Genomic DNA, 15859 nt, shown 5'->3' on the forward strand with positions numbered 1-15859 from the left:
TCGCCCGGCCTGTCCCGGTGGCGGTGGGCGCGTTCAGCAGCAGCGGGCGCGGGCGGCGGAGGCGAGCGGCCGGGGGTGGGTGGCCGCGGCGGCCTCGACGGCGGCGAGCATCGCCCGGCGTTCGGCCGGGGAGATCAGCCTGCCCCGGGTGACGACCGTGTGGATCCTGGTGGTGTTGCGGATGTCGCGCAGCGGGTCGGCGTCCAGGACGACCAGGTCGGCCAGGCGGCCCGCGGTGACCGTGCCGCTGTCGTGGGCGCGGCCCGCGTGGCGCGCGGCGTCCGAGGTGGCGCTCTGCAGGGCGCGCATCGGGCTCAGGCCCGAGCGCACCAGCAGTTCCAGTTCGTCGTGCAGGCCGAAGCCGGGGAAGACGTAGGGCTGGTTGCTGTCGGTGCCGGCCAGCACGCCGACCCCGGCCTCGCCCATCGCGCCGACGACGCGCAGCCTGGCCTCGAAGTAGGCGCGCTGGTCGGCGATCTCCTGCGGCGTCACGGGCGCGCCGAGATCGGCCTGCCAGTAGTCCTCCGTGCCCGGCGGCAGGTACTTCAGCCGCTCGTCGCCACGGAAGGTGCCGGCGGGAAAGGCCGTCACCCGGGTCGCGGTGAGGGTGGGGCAGTGCCAGGTGCCGTGCCGCCTCAGCGTGGCGAACAGGCGCCCGGCCGTACGCTCGTCGTAGTCGGCCACCGCCTGGCGCTCCAGATCGCGGGTCCACTGGAACCACGGGTAGGCGCCGCCCTTGCTCGCGATCGTGGTGCTCGCCAGCCGGGCGCGGATCGCCTGCTCGTGCCGTGAGGTCGCGAAGAACGTCCCGAACAGATGCTCCACACTGCGCTGCCCCAGCGCCGCCGCCTGCCCCATCGCCACCAGGTCGGGCAGATGCCCCGCCACGGCCAGCCCCAGCCGCCGCGCCTCACCCGCCAACGCCTCGAACAGCCCGGCGGGCAGCAGCGAGTACACCTTGACCAGGTCGGCCCCCGCCCCGGCACTCTCCCGTACGGCTTCGCGGGCCTGCTGCGGCGTGGCGACCGTACGGATGGGGAAGGCGCCGAGGAAGGAGTCGGGGCCGTCGACGATATTGCCCGCCAGCACCATCCTGGGCCCGGCGACCCGCCCCGCCTCCAGGCTGCGCCTCAGGTCGAAACGGTCCGGCGTGCCCCACATCTCCCTGATGCCGGTCACGCCGTTGGCCAGGTACAGCGGCAGGTACAGGTCGAGCTTGTCCATCTCGGTATGGGCGTGCATGTCCCACAGTCCGGCGATGACGTGCTTGCCGCGCAGGTCGAGGACGTTCGCGCCGGGCAGGTGCGGGGCCTGGGCGTCCCGGCCGACCCAGGCGATGCGCTCGCCCGCCAGGACGACGCTCGCGCCGGTCAGGGGTGGGCCGCCGAGGCCGTCGATCACGGTGGCGCCGCGCAGCACGTTCACCTGGTGGCGCGGGCGGCCCTCGGCGGAGGCGGCCAGGGGGACGGCCGAGGCGGCCGCGGCCAGGGCCAGCACGCTCATGAACTCACGACGGGAGGGACCGACAGGCATGGACAACTCACTCCTCGAACCAGCACGACCAATCGGAGTAGATCACTCCGTTACGTCCGGAACACTACGCCGGAGCGAAACGCTCCGCAAGCCGTCGCGCGCCCGGCGGAGCACGGCATCCGGCGAGGGCCCACCTCCGGAGGCGTCCGCGCCGTCCCGGGAGGGGCGCGCCCCCGGCGGGAGGCGGGCACGTCACGGCGCGAACAGGCCGGTAAGGTGGGGGAAGTGGCGTCGCCGGGCGCACCCGGTCCGCGGGGCAGGGATCATCCCACCGGTCGTGACACCTGGCTGACGGCCGACGGACCTCGGCCCGCACGCGCGGACACGGGCAGACGGGGGTTCGCCATGACCGCATCACCATCCCATCCCGAGCCTGCCGCGCGGCCAATGCCGGACGGGCGGCGCCTGTCGCTGGAGCACCTGCGCAAACAAGCCAAAGCGGGGGCCCGCGCCCAGGCCGTGCCGCTGAGTACGGCCCAGCACGACCTGGCCCGCGCATACGGCTTCGCCAGCTGGCCCAGGCTGGTGCGCCACGTGCGCGCCGAGGCGCTCGGCGGCATGGAAAGGGCGCTCGTCCTGGCCGACGCCCAGGCGCTGGCCGCCCTGCTGGCCGCCGGGCCGCACGCCGCCCGTGCCCCGGTCGCCGGGACGACGCCGCTGCTGGCCCTGCTACGCCGCTCGGGCGGCACGCCCGGCGACGTGCGCGCCTGCGCCGGTCTGCTGCTGCGGGCGGGCGCCGACGCCCGCGAAGGCGACGCCGACGGCAACGCGCTGCCGGCCGCGGTGGGGCGCGGCGACGCCAGCCTGGTCGCCCTGCTGATCGAGCACGGCGCCCCACCTGACGCCGACACCTTCTACCACGCCTGCGAGCACGGCGGCAGCGCCCTGCTCGACCTGCTATACCAGCCCGGCTACGAGAGCATGGTCGCCCACAAGCTCGACTTCGAGGACGCCGCCGGACTGGCCTGGTTCCTGGAGCACGGCGTCGACGTCAACGCCTGCCGCGCCCTGCACCACGCCATCGCCAGGGGCCGGGGCACGGCCATCCTCGGCATGCTGCTGCGGGCGGGCAGCGACGTGAACCTGCCGTGGGACCGCTGGGACGTCGGCCGCAGGCCCCTGGCGCTGGCCGCGCGCTGCGGGCACCTGGCCGCCTACGACCTGCTGCTGGCCCACGGCGCACGCGCCGACCTCGATCCGGTCGACGCCGCGGTGCTGGCCGTCGCCCAGGGCAGGAGCACCCGGCTGCCGCTCGCGCCGCCTCCCGCGCTCGGCATCGGCCAGGACGACCACGACTTCGGCTGGATTCTCGGGCAGTTCGCCCTGCTCGGCCGTACCGAGGTGGTGGCCGCTCTGATCGAGGCCGGGGCCGGGGTCGACACGCGCGGGTGGAGCGACTTCACCCCCCTGGAGCAGGCCGCCATGCACGGCCGCGCCGACACCGTGCGGCTGCTCGTCGAGCGCGGCGCCGATGTGGCGGACCGCGCCTTCGACGAGGAGGGGCCGACCCCGCTGGACTGCGCCCTGTGGGGCCTGGCCAACAACCGGGCCGAGGACGGCGACTACCCGGCCGTCGTGGCGATCCTGCTGCGGGCGGGCGCGCCCACCCGGCTCGGCCCGCCGACCGGCGACGCCGACGTCGACGCGCTGCTGACCGCCCGCTAGCCCACGACCTTCGCCAGGAAGCCCGCCAGGTTGGCCTCGGTCCTGCCGATGAGCTCCTCCAGGGTGAGCGACTCGTGCAGGCGCCCGCCGGGGCCGACCTCCTTCTTGCCGCGCAGGTACAGTGAGCAGGCCAGATCGGTGCAGATGTAGGCGCCGACCGAGTTGCCCTGCTGGCCGGTGCGCCCGGCCCGGCGTGCGCTCAGCAGCGAGACGCCGTCGCCGGTGTGCATGGTCAGGCACAACGAGCACATGCTGCGCCGCACGTGTCCGGCGCCCGGCGCCGCCCGGCGCAGCGCCACCCCGACCAGGTCCTCGCCGGTCTCGGCGACCAGGTAGGCGCGCTCGGGCGAGGCGGGGTCGCGCCAGCCGAGGAAGTCGAGGTCGGCCCAGGGCCTGGTGGCCAGGTCCCTGGGGACGGCCAGGCGTTTGGCCTCCCCCTTGGTGCAGTTGACGAAGGATGCGCGGATGTCGCGCTCGCTGACCTCTTTCATGAAGCCGACGCTAGCTTTCCCTAGAGCCAGCACGCAAATGCTTAAACCCCCTAGGCAGAACGTGTCCCACCTTCGTTCAGCCGGTCCGCCCGAACAGCAGCGCCGCGAGGAGGAAGGCGAAGAAGGCCAGCAGCACCAGCGTCGGCCAGTACACGCTCAGCAGGTAGGACAGGGCGAACAACCGGCCGGGACGCGCCCCGGCAGTCGCGGGGCCTGGCGGGTCCGGCGGATCGAGGTCCGGCGGATCGAAGGGCGGCGCGGAACGCCAGGCCGCGGGGACGCTCACGCGCCGAAGCGCCGGACGCTCGGTGCGCGCGCCGAGCGGGGCCTCCTGCAGCAGGCGCGCGGCCTGCAGGCGCAGCACGTTCACCTCGCGCTGTAATTCGTGGATCCGGCCCAGGGCCTGGGTGAGCTCGCCCTCCACCTGGTGGGCGTAGCGCCCGGCCGCCTCCAGCTGACGCGTGCTCCACTGCGCCTGCCGCCGTGCCGCGTCGCGGTCGGCCTCGGCGCGGGCCAGCTGGATCTCGGTGCGGTGCAGGCTGTCGTGCAGGTGCAGCAGCCGGGCCTCGGCCGCCTCCAGCCTGGCGACGTTCCCGGCGGTGTCGTCGCGCCGGTCGAGTTCGCGCCGCAGCCGTACGAGCTCCGCCTGGGCGCCGGTGGCGATCTCCTGCCAGTGCGTGGCGCGGACCAGCGCCGAGCCGCTCGCCCGGTGCGCCCGCTCGCGCAGGTCGTGCAGCGCGTCGAGCTGCGAGGCCGGTACGGCGTGCCCGTGCCGGGCCAGGTAGGCGGCGAAGGCCGTCAGGAACGACGCGGGTGCGATGCGCTCGCCCGACAGGTACCTGCTGACGGTGGATCGAGCGGTGTGGGTGGCCTCGGCGAGATCCTTCTGCTGCCCGCCCGCGCGCAGGACAGGCTCCAGCAGGGCCCGCAACCGCCCCGCGTAGACGGCGGCCTCCTGCCCGGCCCCCGCACCGCCGTACTCCTCGTGCTGCCCCATGCCCCGCCCCCGCAGACGACTCGACCGGCCCGCCACCACCCATCGTGCGCCGCGCGGTTGCCAATCCGCCGGGAATCGGCCCTTCCCCTACCGGCGGGCCCGGCCGTGCCCGAATCTCGATGAGCCGCGACCGGCCACGCCGCCGGAAAACCGAGGAGGAAACGGAAAAATGCCTGCTGATCGCCCGGTGCCGGGCATCGCCGTGACCACGCTCGTGGTGGCGGCGGCACTGTACGGCTCCGCCCGGGTGAGCGAGCGCGCCTTTCGCCTGCTGCGCCTGCTGAGCGCACAGCCGGAGCCACGGCAGCCGCCCGCGCCCGGCTGTCCGCCCGGCGAACGCCGCAGCGGTGTCAGGCTAGACTGACGGCTATGTCGACGCGCGACGAGCAGGCCGCCACGGGCCCGGATCGGGGCCGACGGGTGCGGATCGGCATACTCGGGCCGCTGCAGGCGACGGCGCACGACGGCGGCGTCGTCGAGATCGGCGGCGCCAGGCTGCGGGCGCTGCTGGCCAGGCTCGCCCTGGCCGCGCCGCGTGTGGTGGGCGTGGAGGAGCTGGCCTCGGCGCTGTGGCCCGACCAGCCGCCCGCCGATCCGGTCAACGCCGTGCAGTCGCTGGTCTCCCGGCTGCGGCGGGTGCTGCCCGGCGAAGGCGTGCTGGAGTCGGGGCCCGGCGGCTACCGGCTGATCGCCGACGTCGACGCGCACACCTTCGAGCGCCTGGCCCGCGACGGCAGGCTCGCCCTGCGCGCCGGGCGAGCGCGGGAGGCGGCCCCGGTGCTGCGCGAGGCGCTGCTGCTGTGGCGCGGGCCCGCGCTGGGCGAGCTCGGCGGGACGGAGTTCACCGGATACGCGGCCGGGCTGCGCGAGGCCAGGCTCGGCGCACTCGAAGACCGCATCGAGGCCGACCTCGAGCTCGGCGAGGCCGGGCCGCCGGTGGCCGAGCTGAGCGAGCTCACCACCGCGCACCCCTTGCGCGAACGGCTGCACGCCCTGCGGGTGCGCGCCCTGCACCAGGCGGGCAGGGGGGCCGAGGCGCTGGCCGCATACGAGCACGCCAGGGCGCTATTGGCCGAGGAGCTCGGCGCCGACCCCGGGCCCGAGCTGCGCGCCGCCCACCTCCAAGCGCTCGGCCAGGCGCCCGCGCCCGGCCCGCGCCGCGTCCGGGGCAACCTGCGGGCGCCGCTGACCAGCTTCGTCGGGCGCGAGGCCGAGCTGGCCACCCTGCGCGCCCAGCTCGGCGCCGGGCGCCTGGTCACCCTGGTGGGGCCGGGCGGCGCGGGCAAGACGCGCCTGGCCGCCACCGCCGCCGCCGCGCTGGCCGCCGAGCACCCGGGAGGGGCGTGGATGGTGGAGCTGGCCGCCGTCACCAACCCGGCCGACATCGCCCAGGCCGTGCTCGGCGCGCTCGGCCAGCAACGCGTCATCGACACGCCCGGCGCGCCCCGCGACACCATGGGCCGCCTGACCGAGGCGCTGTCGGCCGCCGACACCCTGCTCGTCCTGGACAACTGCGAGCACCTCATCGCCGCCGCCGCCCACCTGACCGCCGACCTGCTCGGCCGGGTCGAAGGCCTGCGCGTGCTGGCCACCAGCCGCGAGCCGCTCGGCATCGACGGCGAGAGCCTGTGCCCGGTGCCGCCGCTGGAGCTGGCCGCGAGCGCCGCCGGAGGCCGGGCTCCGGCGCTGGAGCTGTTCACCGACCGGGCCAGGGCCGTGCGTCCCGGGTTCGAGCCCGGCCCGGCCGCCGCCGAGATCTGCGCCAGGCTCGACGGGCTGCCGCTGGCGATCGAGCTGGCCGCGGCCAGGCTGCGCTCGATGACGCTGGAGCAGGTCGCCGCCCGGCTGGACGACAGGTTCGCCCTGCTGACCGGCGGCAGCCGCACCGCGCTGCCGCGCCACCAGACGCTGCGCGCGGTCGTCGCCTGGAGTTGGGACCTGCTGGAGGAGGCCGAACGCGACCTCGTCGAACGCCTGTCGGTCTTCCCCGCCGGGTTCACCCTGGAGGCGGCCGAGCACATGGGCGGCAGCCTGGAGCGCCTGGCCGCCCTGGTCGACAGGTCGCTGCTGCAGCTGATGCCGGGCCCGCGCTACCGCATGCTGGAGACCATCCGCGAGTACGGCATGGAACGCCTGGCCGAACGCGGCATCGGCGCCGACGTGCGCGCCGCGCACGCCGCCTACTACCTGCGCCTGGCCGAACGCGCCGAGCCGATCCTGCGTACCCGCGAGCAGTTGCCGTGGATCGCCGTACTCAACGCCGAACGCGACAACCTGCTCTCGGCCCTGCACCACGCCGCGGCCTCGGGCGACGCCGCCACCGCCGTACGGCTGGCCGCCGCCCTCAGCCAGTACTGGACGATCAAGGGGAGGCGCAGCGAGGCGGCGGGCTGGCTCGGCCTGGCGCTGGAGGTGCCCGGCGACTCCCCCGTCGAGGCCAGGCTGATCACCACCACCATGTACCTCCTCAACAGCGCCGTCACCAACGGCTACGCCAAGCTCGGCGACACCATCGCCGGGCTGCGCGGCCTGGCCGCCCTGGCCGAGCCCGGCAGCGGCTCGCACCCGGTGCTCACGCTCGTGGAGCCCGCGCTGGCGCTGTTCACCGACGACGACGAGGTGGGCAAGCAGGCGGTCGCCCGCAGGCTGGGCCACCCCGACCCCTGGACCAGGGGCATGCTGCGGATGATGCGCGCCTTCCTGCGCGAGAACGGCGGCGACCTGGCCGGCATGCGCGAGGACTTGGAGATCGCGGTGCCCGAGCTGCGCGCCGTCGGCGAACGCTGGTCGCTGTCGCAGGCGCTGACCGCACTGGCCGAGGCGAGCATGTCGGCGGGCGAGCCGCTGGCGGCCATCGCGGCGCTGCAGGAGGCCATCGACCTCATCCGCGAACTCGACTCCGACGACGACGCGGGCCACCAGCGCATCGCGGTGGCGGGCCTGCGCGCCCAGCAGGGCCAGGCCGAGGAGGCCAGGGCCGAACTCGTCGCCATCGCCGAAGGCCGTGACGCCGAGTGGTCGCCGCGCAACGTCGCCTTCGCCAACCTCGCCATCGGCGACCTGGACCGCGCCGCAGGGGACCTGGAGGAGGCCGGACGCCGCTACGCGCTGGCCTCGGCCGCCATCGAGCGGGTGCCGATGGTCGCCCCCCAGTTCAGGGCGCTGGTCATGGCCGCGCACGCCCAGCTCAGCGCCCGCTCGGGCCGCCTGGCCGAAGGCTGGGCGCAGATCGCCGACGGCGTGGACAAGGCGCTGCAGGCCAAGGACATGCCGGTGCTGGCCACCGTGGCCGTCGCGGTGGCCGCCCTGCACGAGCGCGCCGGGCTGGCCGAGCGCGCCGCCGTCGTCCTGGGAGCCGCCCAGCAGCTGCGCGGCGTCACCCACGCCCACCTGCCCGACGTGCACCGCGTCACCTCCGCCCTGCACCACACCCTCGGCCCCACAGCCCTCGCCGCCCTGCTCACCCAGGGCCGCACCCTGACCCGCCCCGAGGCCATCACCCTGGTACGGCAGGCCGCCCGCCCCCCGCACGGCGTCGGCTAGGCGCGCCTGCGGTAGGCGCGCACCGCCAGCGGGGCGAACACCGCCAGGAAGGCGGCCGACCAGCCGAGTGTCCAGGCGACGGGAGCGGCGACGGGGCCGCCGACCATCAGGCCCCTGGTCATGTCCATGACGTGGCTGACCGGATTGACGTTCACCCAGGCCTGCAGCCAGCCGGGCAGCGTCGCCGTCGGTGCGATCATGCTGGTGCCGAACGTCAGCGGGAACATCGTCAGGAACGCCACCCCCTGCACCCCGCCGGGCTCGCGCATCAGCACACCGGCCAGGACGAACGCCCAGCTCACACTGAAGGCGAACACCACCGTCAGCACGCACGCCAGCAACGCCGACAGCGGATCGGTGCCCAGCCGGAACCCCAGCACGAACCCGAACGCCAGCAGGCTCACGATCGCCACCGCGTACCTGATGAGATCGCCGAGCACCGACCCGATGAGCGGGGCCGACCTGCCGATCGGCAGGCTGCGGAAACGGTCGAACACTCCCTTGCCGATGTCGCTGTTGAGGTTGACGCCCGAGGCCATCCCGGCGAACATCACCGTCTGCACCATGATCGCGGGCAGCAGGAACTGCAGGTAGGCATGGGTGTCCCCGGCCACGGCGCCGCCCAGCAGGAACACGAACATGACGACGAAGATGATCGGCTGCAGCGTCACGTCGATGAGCTGCTCGGGGGTGCGCAAGGTCTTGATCAGGCTGCGCCGGCCCAGCGCCAGGCTGTGGCGCAGCAGCCCGAAGGGACGCGGCCCCTCGATCGAGGGCGTGGCGGGTGGGCGCCGTGTGATGGTCGTGCTCATGCCGCAGCCTCCTCGCCCGCCGCCTCGGCGTGCCTTCCGGTCAGGGTGAAGAACACCTCGTCGAGGCTGGGCAGGCGCAGCGACAGCTCGGCCACGCCGATCCCCGCCGCCGCCAGCCTGGCCACCACCTCGGTGAAGGCCGCCTCGCCCTCCACCGGCACCGTCAGCACGCCCCGGCCGGGGGTGTCAGGTGCGCGACCGGCGGCCGAGGCCAGGACGGCGGCGGCCTCGGGCAGGCGGGCGGCGTCGTGCGGGCGTACCAGGATGGTCTGGCCGCCGACGATCGCCTTCAGCTGCGAGGGGCTGCCGTGCGCGATCACCGAGCCGTGATCGATGACGCAGATGTCGTCGGCCAGCGCGTCGGCCTCCTCCAGGTACTGGGTGGTCAGCAGGACGGTGACGCCGTCGTCGACCAGGCCGCGCACGATCGCCCACACGTCCTCGCGCTTGGCCGGGTCCAGGCCGGTCGTCGGCTCGTCCAGGTAGATCACCTGTGGCCGGCCGACCAGGCTCGCGGCCAGGTCCAGGCGTCTGCGCATGCCGCCGGAGTAGGTCTTGGCCGGGCGGTCGGCCGCCTCGCTCAGGCCGAACTCCGCCAGCAGCTCCCCCGCCCGCTGCCTGGCCTGGCCCCCGCGCAGGTCGAGCAGGCGGCCGATGAGGACCAGGTTCTCGGCCCCGGTGAGATCCTCGTCCACCGAGGCGTACTGCCCGGTCAGCCCGATCATGCGCCGGACCTTGGCGGCCTCGCGCTGCACGTCCAGGCCGCACACCACCGCCCGGCCCGCGTCCGGGCGCAGCAGCGTCGCCAGAATGCGCACCGCCGTTGTTTTTCCCGCCCCGTTGGGACCCAGCACGCCCAGCACGCTGGCCCGGCGTGCGGCCAGGTCGATCCCGTGCAGGGCGGTGGTCCTGCCGTACCTCTTGACCAGCCCTTCGGCTTCGAATGCGTAGCTCATGGCGCTCAGCGTGCGCCCCGGCGCTGTCAGAGGGAGCACAGATCGCTGTCAGCGCGGGCACAGTGCCTCGTCCCATGGAGCCGATCATGGAATCGGCGGCGTATCGGCGGTTCGGTCGCAGTCCGTCCTTCCGGCGAAGGAGTAGACGTAGGGCGTGGTCGTGGCCAGCTCCGCGAATCCCAGGCCGCCCAGGATGGGACGGCTGTCGGGCGAGGCGTCCACCTGCAGGTAGCGCACGCCGAGCGCGGCGGCGGCCCGCGCGCGGTAGGCGACGAGGCTGCGGTACAGGCCGCGTCCGCGCCAGGCGGGCACGGTGCCGCCGCTCCACAGACCGGCGAAGGCGGTGCCGGGACACAGGTCCATCCTGGCCGCGCTGACCGGCGTGCCCTGCGCCGTCGCCACGACCGCCACCAGCGTGGGGTCGCCTTCGGCCAGGCGGGCGACCAGCTGTGCGACGATCCTGCCCGCGTCGCCGCCGAACGCCCGCTCGTGCACCTGCCCCATCAGCGCCGCGTCGGCCGCCGTGCGGACCGGGCGCAGCCGTACGCCGGGCGGCGGCCGGTGCTCGGCCAGGCCGGGCAGGGCGTGCAGGTCGGCGACCATGAGCGTCTCGCTCTCCTCGGCCTCGAACCCGGCGGCCAGCAGGCGCGCCCCCAGGTCGGCGGGTGTGTCGTGGGAGTAGTGCTTCCACTCGAAGGCATGCGGGAAGCGCGCGATCTGCGCGGCGACGGCCGCGTCGGCGTTCGCGGCGTCCAGGCCGGACCACACCACGCCGTTCCAGTCGCCCGGCCCGCCCACCTGGCGTACGACGCCGTCGCGGTGCTCGACGACGACGCCCGCGTGGTCGGGGCGGTGCCCGAGACGGATCTGGGTGTCGAAGTCCCGCAGGAGGAACTCATCCGGCATGGGTCACCGCCTTCGCTCAGAGGTCGTGCTGTTCGGCCAGGCGGGCCAGCCGGCGCAGCGAAAGCCGCAGGAACGCCGAGAAGGCCGGCCTGATCAGGGCGAAGCCCGCCCGGCCCGGCGCCCCGAACGGCAGGTGCAGTGTCTCGGCCCAGATCACCCTGCTGCCGCCTTCGGACGCGCCGATGCGGAAGTGGCCCTGCCCGCGCACCAGGAACCCGGTGTGCTCGACCGCCACGACGTGCGGCGGCTCCCATCGGGTGATCGTCATCGTGTCCAGGAAGCCGATCGGCCCCACGCCGGTGAACGCGGCGATCGAGGAGCCCCGGCTGCGGCCGTCGCCGCCGCTCACCCCGGCCCGGGTGGCGACCATCCACTCGGCGTGGCGCGGCCAGTCGGTCAGCACGGCGAACAGGCGCTCGGGCGTGGCGGCGCTGCGGGCGGCGACCGCCAGGTGTGTCGGCCTCATCGCCTCCACGCTACAGCCAGGCCTCAGGAACCGAGGAAGCGCAGCACCGCGAGCACCCGCCTGCTGTAGCCGCTGGCATGCGACAGCGACAGTTTGTCGAACACCGCGTTGGCGTGTTTCTCCACCGCGCTCTGCGACACGTGCAGGCGTTCGGCGATCGAGGCGTTGGTCAGGCCCTGCGCCATGTGTTCGAGCACCTGGCGCTCGCGCGGGGTCAGCGCCGCGATCGGATCGGCCCTGCTCGTACGGGCCAGCAGCTGGCGCACCACCTCCGGGTCGAAGGCCGCGCCCCCGGCCGCCACCCGCTCCAGCGCGTCCAGGAAGTCGCCCACCTGGGCCACCCTGTCCTTGAGCAGGTAGCCGACCCCTTCGACCGAGCCGCTCATCAGCTCGGTGGCGTAACGCCTCTCCACGTACTGCGACAGCAGCAGCACGCCGACGCCCGGGTGCTCGGCCCTGATGCGCAGGGCGGCGCGCACGCCCTCGTCGCTGTGGCCTGGCGGCATGCGCACGTCGGCGACCACGACGTCGGCGCCGTGCTCGGCCAGCGCCGCCAGCAGCGCCTGCGCGTCGCCGACGGCCGCGACCACGTCGTGGCCCTCCTCGGCCAGCAGCCGTAGGAGCCCCTCGCGCAGCAGGGTGGAGTCCTCGGCCAGGATCACGCGCACGGCAGCTCCGCGGTGATCTCAGTGGGGCCCGCGGCGGGGCTGAGCACGGTGAAACGGCCGTCCAGGGCGGCCACCCGGCGGGCCAGCCCGGCCAGGCCGCCGCCCGAGGGGTCGGCGCCGCCCCTGCCGTCGTCTGCGATGCGTACGACCAGCATCCGCGTCTCCTCGTTGGTGTGCACGTCGACGGTGATCAGGGTGGCGCCCGCGTGTTTGGCGGCGTTGGTGACAGCCTCGCAGGTCACGAAGTAGGCCGCGGAGCCGACCGCGCCCGCCGCCGCAAGGCCCGGCGCGCAGCTGAGGCGCACCGGGACCGGGGAGCGCTCGGCGACCGCGGCCAGCGCCTCGGCCAGGCTGAGGGAGTCGAGGCCGCTCGGGTAGACCCGCCAGGCCACCTCACGCAGCTCGGCCAGCGCCTGCTGAGCCTGCTCGTGTGCCTGGCCGAGCAGCTCGCCGAGCAACTCGGGTGATCGGCCGCGCCTGGCCCTGCCGATCACCATGGCCAGGGCGACCAGGCGTTGCTGCAGGCCGTCGTGCAGGTCGCGTTCGATCCTGCGGCGTTCGGCGTCCACGGCCGTCACGATGCCCGCCCTGGTCTCGGCCAGTTCGGTGATGCGCCTGCGCAGCGCCTCGGTCGGGTCGGGGGCCAGCAGCCTGGCCACCAGATGACGTTCCAGTACGGCCAGGCCGGCCAGACCCGAGGTGATGAGGAACATCACCACCACCCCCGCCACCACCACATAGGCCACCAGGCCGGGCGTGGGGGCGATGCCGTCGGGCCGTTCGCCGCGCAGCCATCCGCTCAGCAGGTTCCACCCCGTCAGCACCCCGACCACCAGCAGTGCGATGACCAGGGCGGCCAGCACGCCGACGCACCCGCGCAACGCCAGGTAGCGGTGCGCCCTGGAGCCGGCGCCCGCCTCCTGCGCCCGGCCCGCGCCCACGCCCAGCAGGGCCAGCCTCGGGCCGTGCGCGGCGGCCAGCGCCTTGGAGGCCCGCCCCACCGCCCGGCGTGCGGGCGGCACGGCCAGCAACGGCGAGGACAGCAGCACCCAGAGCAGCTCGACCGGCGCCACCAGGGCGCCGATCACCAGTGCGGCGAACGCCCTAGCGTGGGGCATGGCGTCCCTTGCGCCGGAGCTCGGCGATGCGTGTCGCCGCGAACACCAGCACCGCACCGCCCACCAGGACGACCACCACCTTCGATCCGATGCCCGCGTAGCTCTCCACCAGCGTCCAATTCTCCCCCAGCAGATATCCGGCCAGGACGAACGCCGTGTTCCACACCGCGCTTCCGGCCGTGGTCAGGGCCAGGAAGCGGCCCAGCGGCATGCGCTCGACGCCCGCGGGGATGGAGATCAGGCTGCGGAAGATGGGGATCATCCGCCCGAAGAACACCGTCTTGCCGCCGTGCCTGGCGAACCACGCCTCGGTCCTGGCGATGTCCTCGACCTTGACCAGCGGCAGCCTGGCCGCGATCGCGACCACCCGCTCGCGGCCCAGCAACGCGCCGATCGCGTACAGGGCCAGCGCCCCGGCGACCGAGCCGAGCGTCGTCCACACCAGCGCCTCGGCCAGGCTCATCGTGCCCCTGCTCGCGGTGAACCCGGCCAGCGGCAGGATCACCTCGCTCGGCAGCGGCGGGAACAGGTTCTCCAGCGCGATCGCCACCCCGGCCCCGGGCGCGCCCAGGCTCTCCATCAGCCCGACGGCCCAACCGGCGATTCCATCCATCTCAGTGCTCATGCCGACGACCCTAGAAACGCCGCCCGCCTGGGGTAATGCGGTGATCCATCGGCCTTTACTGGGGTAAACCACACCTTGCGCCTCCCGGTCCGGGCGCATAATCGGGCGCATGGACCTTGAGGTGTGGCACCTGAGGTACCTCGCCACGATCGACGCCACCGCGAGCCTCACCAAGGCGGCGAGCGCGTGCGGCCTGTCGCAGCCCGCGCTGAGCGCACAGCTCAAGCGCATCGAACAGGCCGTCGGCGGCTCCCTGTTCGAACGCGGGCAGGCGGGCACGAGCGCGACACCGCTCGGCCGTTCGCTGATGCCCCGGGTGCGGGAGGTGCTCGACGCCCTGGAGGATCTCGACCGGGCGCTGCGCCGCTTCCACGACCGCTCCAGCCGCCTGCTCCGGCTGGGCGCCAGGCGCACGGTGCTGGCCTCGCGCCTGTGCGAGGTGGTCGCCGAGGCCGTACCCGGTACGCCGGTCGACCTCACGCTGATCGACCGTCTGGCCGTCGCCTACGACGCGCTGCTGGACGGGACCGTCGACCTGGCCCTGCACATGGACTACCCCGGCCGGGAGGCGGCGCCGCCACCGGGGGTGCGGATGACGGTCGTCGGCGACGAGCCGACCTTCGTGATCGTGCCCTGCGACCATCCCGCCGCCCGGCGCGGCGAGGCGGGCCTGGAGGAGCTGGCGGGCTACGGCTGGCTGGCCGCCGTCAACGGCGACGACGAGTTCGACCGCCACTTCCAGGCCGTCTACGAGCAGGCCGACCTGGGCCAGCCCACGGTGCGCACCTTCGACCCGCTCATCGCCACCCAGCTCATGCGCAGGGGCGACCCGGTCGTGCTCATGGCCCAGGCCCTGGACAGCGGCGTCTCCCTGCCCGGCACGGTCGTGGCGTTGCGCGGCTCGCCGGTGCGGGCCAGGCACGTGCTGCTGTGGGCGCAGGGCGGCGCCTTCGACGAGGAGCTGGCGGCCAGGGTGCGAGACGGCCTGGTCGGCGCGTATGCCGAGCTGGCCGCCGAACGCGGCAGGCTGCCGGGATGGTGGGAGCGCAATCCGGGCTGGCTGGGTTCGCCCGGCTTTCACCCCGGCGGCGGGAACTCCTCCGGGGTCGTGCGCCACCCGGGGTGATCGGCGAGCCAGGCCCGGTAGGCGGGGGCCCGCTCGACGATCTCGTGCTGGGCCCAGCGCAGCCGCTCCCACAGCCGCCCGGCCTCGGCATGGCCCAGCGGCCCGTCGGCATGCCAGTACAGGCTCGTGGTCGTGCGCAGCGGCGCGTCCCGCAACGCGGCCACGGCCAGCGCCCCGTACGGCCTGGCGCCCGGCATCACCGGCAGCACCGCACGGCCGAGCTCGGTGAGCTGGTAGGCGGTCGTGTGATCGCTGCGGCGCGGGTCGACGGCATGCCCGGCCTCGCGGGCGGCCTGACGCAGGTAGGCGGCGAAGCCGGTGGCCCAGCCGTCGGTGACGCACCAGGTCTGCCCGGCCAGCTCGGCCAGCGTCACCTCACGCCGTCCGCCCAGCCGATGGCCGGCCGCCAGGGCGACGAACACCGGCTCCTCGGCCACCACCGCGCGCCGAAGGCCGGGCTCGATCGGCCGGAGCGCGTGCGGGAACTCGATGACGAGTGCGGCCTCCAGGTGGTGGCCCGCCAGCAGGGCCAGCAGCTCGCCGCCCGCCAGCGCGGTGCGCACCTCCACGTCGGTGCCGGTGACCTGCGGCACCGCGACCGTCAGGTGGGCCACCAGCATGCCCGGCGTCGCCCCGAACCGCACCAGCGACGGCATCGTGCCCGACAGGCTCCGCGCCGCGGTGAGGACCAGCCGGTCGTAGGCGTCGAGCACCGTGCGGGCGTGTGCGACCACCAGGGTGCCCAGCGGTGTGGGCTCGGCGCCGTGCGCGCCGCGCCGGAACAGCGCCCCGCCGCTGGCCCGCTCGGCCCGCTGCAGCGACTCCGAGACCGAAGGCTGGGCCAGGCCGAGCTCGGCCGCCGCGGCCGTCAGGCTCCCGGTCGAGGCCACCGCCAGGACCACCCGCAGGTGGCGGAGCTGTAACTCCATAGGCGGAGCTTATAGAGCACCGGG

At 74.7% G+C, this 15859-nt stretch carries 15 protein-coding genes; 4 read left to right on the forward strand and 11 right to left on the reverse strand.

Annotated elements, in window-relative coordinates:
* Positions 1 to 33: 33 nt before the first annotated feature.
* On the reverse strand, positions 34 to 1533 hold the full coding sequence (locus tag ACTWNK_RS21775; protein WP_474306299.1) for an amidohydrolase family protein: 1500 nt from the start codon (positions 1531 to 1533) through the stop codon (positions 34 to 36).
* Between the two features lie 387 nt (positions 1534 to 1920).
* Between ACTWNK_RS21775 and ACTWNK_RS21780 the strand changes: the two genes are divergently transcribed.
* Positions 1921 to 3198 carry an ankyrin repeat domain-containing protein gene (locus tag ACTWNK_RS21780; protein ID WP_474306300.1) on the forward strand — a complete coding sequence of 426 codons (1278 nt, stop codon included), beginning with the start codon at positions 1921 to 1923 and terminating at the stop codon, positions 3196 to 3198.
* Here ACTWNK_RS21780 and ACTWNK_RS21785 read toward each other — a convergent pair.
* Positions 3195 to 3689 (reverse strand): FBP domain-containing protein, encoded by a 495-nt coding sequence (locus ACTWNK_RS21785; protein WP_474306301.1) that lies wholly within the window; start codon positions 3687 to 3689, stop codon positions 3195 to 3197. The genes ACTWNK_RS21780 and ACTWNK_RS21785 overlap by 4 nt on opposite strands.
* Before the next feature lie 76 nt (positions 3690 to 3765).
* Positions 3766 to 4686 (reverse strand): helix-turn-helix domain-containing protein, encoded by a 921-nt coding sequence (locus ACTWNK_RS21790; protein WP_474306302.1) that lies wholly within the window; start codon positions 4684 to 4686, stop codon positions 3766 to 3768.
* 169 nt (positions 4687 to 4855) lie between these two features.
* Here ACTWNK_RS21790 and ACTWNK_RS21795 point away from each other — a divergent pair, with 169 nt between their 5' ends.
* Together ACTWNK_RS21795 and ACTWNK_RS21800 are read left to right on the forward strand one after the other, a co-directional pair.
* Complete coding sequence (locus ACTWNK_RS21795; protein ID WP_474306303.1) at positions 4856 to 5050, forward strand: hypothetical protein; 195 nt, start codon at positions 4856 to 4858, stop codon at positions 5048 to 5050.
* Positions 5051 to 5055: 5 nt separating this feature from the next.
* Positions 5056 to 8229 carry a BTAD domain-containing putative transcriptional regulator gene (locus ACTWNK_RS21800; protein WP_474306304.1) on the forward strand — a complete coding sequence of 1058 codons (3174 nt, stop codon included), beginning with the start codon at positions 5056 to 5058 and terminating at the stop codon, positions 8227 to 8229.
* On the opposite strand, the gene ACTWNK_RS21805 is transcribed toward ACTWNK_RS21800, so the two are convergent.
* The 7 genes from ACTWNK_RS21805 to ACTWNK_RS21835 form a co-directional block, all read right to left on the reverse strand.
* Positions 8226 to 9041 (reverse strand): ABC transporter permease, encoded by an 816-nt coding sequence (locus ACTWNK_RS21805; protein WP_474306305.1) that lies wholly within the window; start codon positions 9039 to 9041, stop codon positions 8226 to 8228. The genes ACTWNK_RS21800 and ACTWNK_RS21805 overlap by 4 nt on opposite strands.
* Complete coding sequence (locus ACTWNK_RS21810) at positions 9038 to 9997, reverse strand: ATP-binding cassette domain-containing protein (RefSeq protein ID WP_474306306.1); 960 nt, start codon at positions 9995 to 9997, stop codon at positions 9038 to 9040. The genes ACTWNK_RS21805 and ACTWNK_RS21810 overlap by 4 nt, the downstream gene beginning before the upstream one ends.
* 84 nt (positions 9998 to 10081) lie before the next feature.
* Positions 10082 to 10903 (reverse strand): GNAT family N-acetyltransferase, encoded by an 822-nt coding sequence (locus ACTWNK_RS21815; RefSeq protein WP_474306307.1) that lies wholly within the window; start codon positions 10901 to 10903, stop codon positions 10082 to 10084.
* A gap of 16 nt (positions 10904 to 10919) precedes the next feature.
* Positions 10920 to 11369: an SRPBCC family protein gene (locus ACTWNK_RS21820; RefSeq protein WP_474306308.1), complete on the reverse strand. Its 450-nt coding sequence runs from the start codon at positions 11367 to 11369 to the stop codon at positions 10920 to 10922.
* A gap of 23 nt (positions 11370 to 11392) precedes the next feature.
* A complete protein-coding gene (locus ACTWNK_RS21825) occupies positions 11393 to 12037 on the reverse strand; it encodes a response regulator (RefSeq protein WP_474306309.1) in 645 nt (214 codons plus the stop codon).
* Positions 12028 to 13155 carry a sensor histidine kinase gene (locus ACTWNK_RS21830; protein WP_474306310.1) on the reverse strand — a complete coding sequence of 376 codons (1128 nt, stop codon included), beginning with the start codon at positions 13153 to 13155 and terminating at the stop codon, positions 12028 to 12030. Before ACTWNK_RS21830 ends, ACTWNK_RS21825 begins: the two co-directional genes overlap by 10 nt.
* Positions 13142 to 13780 (reverse strand): DedA family protein, encoded by a 639-nt coding sequence (locus ACTWNK_RS21835; protein ID WP_474306311.1) that lies wholly within the window; start codon positions 13778 to 13780, stop codon positions 13142 to 13144. The genes ACTWNK_RS21830 and ACTWNK_RS21835 overlap by 14 nt, the downstream gene beginning before the upstream one ends.
* Positions 13781 to 13889: 109 nt before the next feature.
* On the opposite strand from ACTWNK_RS21835, the gene ACTWNK_RS21840 reads away from it, so the two are divergent.
* Positions 13890 to 14906: a LysR family transcriptional regulator gene (locus tag ACTWNK_RS21840; RefSeq protein ID WP_474306312.1), complete on the forward strand. Its 1017-nt coding sequence runs from the start codon at positions 13890 to 13892 to the stop codon at positions 14904 to 14906.
* On the opposite strand, the gene ACTWNK_RS21845 is transcribed toward ACTWNK_RS21840, so the two are convergent.
* Complete coding sequence (locus ACTWNK_RS21845) at positions 14858 to 15835, reverse strand: LysR family transcriptional regulator (RefSeq protein ID WP_474306313.1); 978 nt, start codon at positions 15833 to 15835, stop codon at positions 14858 to 14860. The genes ACTWNK_RS21840 and ACTWNK_RS21845 overlap by 49 nt on opposite strands.
* Between the last annotated feature and the right edge of the window lie 24 nt (positions 15836 to 15859).

Source organism: Nonomuraea sp. IBHARD001 (assembly GCF_056106265.1).